Annotated in this window: 2 protein-coding genes; one reads left to right on the top strand and one right to left on the bottom strand. The window is 54.7% G+C overall.

The annotated features are described in order from the left end of the window. Nucleotides 1-216, bottom strand: a 216-nt coding sequence (locus ACR0EN_RS21220; RefSeq protein WP_480588579.1) for a transposase, incomplete at its 3' end; no start/stop codon positions are given. Between the two features lie 161 nt (nucleotides 217-377). On the opposite strand from ACR0EN_RS21220, the gene ACR0EN_RS21215 reads away from it, so the two are divergent. Then, nucleotides 378-1,649: IS1182 family transposase (locus ACR0EN_RS21215; protein WP_480588577.1), on the top strand; the 1,272-nt coding region annotated here is incomplete at its 3' end.

Raw genomic sequence — 1,649 nt, 5'->3', positions numbered from 1 at the left:
AATGCCCATCGCATAACCAATCACCAGCATCCGGACGATCAGCTCGGGATCGATCGAAGGGCGGCCCGTGTGGCTGTAAAAGGGCTTCAGCCTCTCCCGCATGTCGCCCATGTCGAGGAAACGGTCAATCTCTCTCAATACGTGATTAGGCGGCACATGTGCGTCCAAATCGAACTCATAGAACAGCTGCGCTTCAACCTTTTGAATGCCCATCATCGCCCGATCCTCCCAATCTCGATAAATCAAGTGAATCAAACGACTTGCCGCACTGCAACACAGAGTTCTTCAACAGCATGGGCGTATTCTGTTGAAAAACTCTGTCTTGATCGAAGGCCATCTGGCTGATTCAATTCTCTTATTGAATGGGAGTTTGGATGATGATGGGACCAAAACAGGAAACTCAGGCTGAGCTGTTCTATGAGTTCTCCCTGGAGGAACATGTCCCGGACAATCATCTGCTGCGGTCGATTGATCGATTTGTTGACCTGAGTAGTATTCGCAGTCATTTGGCGGATTTTTACAGTCATACTGGTCGCCCTTCCGTCGATCCCGAGTTGCTGATCCGCATGCTGCTGGTGGGCTATTGCTTTGGCATCCGGTCGGAACGGCGGTTGTGCGAAGAAGTGCACCTGAACCTTGCGTATCGCTGGTTCTGTCGCCTCGATCTGACTGATCGAGTGCCGGATCACTCTACCTTTTCCAAGAACCGCCATGGTCGGTTCCGCGAGAGTGAACTCTTGCGGCACGTGTTCGAAACGACAGTGGCGCGGTGCATCGCAGAAGGTTTGGTCAGCGGCCAGCGTATGGCGATTGATGCCAGCTTGATTGAGGCAGAAGCGACCAAGCAGTATTCAGCGTCACAAGAAGAATGGGATGCTGCACAGATCGATGCCAAGACCGCACCGCGCGCTGTTCGGGAATATCTGGAAACCCTGGATGAGGCCGCGTTTGGTGCTGCCTCGCCAGTCAAGCCTAAGTTCATTTCATATTCGGACCCTGCCAGCCAATGGACAGCGGCGCACAAGGCACCAGCCTTCTTTGCTTACTCTGATAACTACCTCGTTGATACAGATCACAGCGTGATTGTGGATGTGGAAGCGACCAGATCCATCCGGCAAGCCGAAGTGGGGTCGACAAAGACGATGCTGGACCGGGTGAAGGACAAGTTCGACCTCGTCCCCGACTGGATGATCGCCGATACCGCCTACGGCTCAGGCCCGATGCTCGGCTGGCTCGTGGATCGCAAGATCGATCCTTACATCCCGGTCATCGACAAGGCCGGACGCCCCGACGGCACCTGGACACGCACAGACTTCGAATGGGACGCTGAGCATGATCAATATATCTGCCCAGAGGGTCACGCGCTTAAACAGTTCCGCCGGAATTACTCTGATCCAAACCGGGGGCCGTCGGGCAAGGGCACAGCCCGCTATCGCGCCTTGAAAGAAGTCTGCCAGGTATGTCCGTCCAAACAAAGATGCTGCCCCAACGCTGATGCACGCAAAATCACCCGCAAAGAGCACGAAGATGCGCGCCAGGTCGCCAGAGATCTGGCCAAAACTGAAGAGTACCAGATTGCGATGAAGCTCAGAAAGAAAGTTGAGCTGCTCTTCGCCCACCTCAAGCGCATCCTAGGCCTTGGACGGCTC

The organism is Ruegeria sp. AB7, assembly GCF_056542625.1.
Note: the sequence above shows the minus strand (reverse complement) of the source record. Positions and strands in the feature narration are given on the sequence as shown.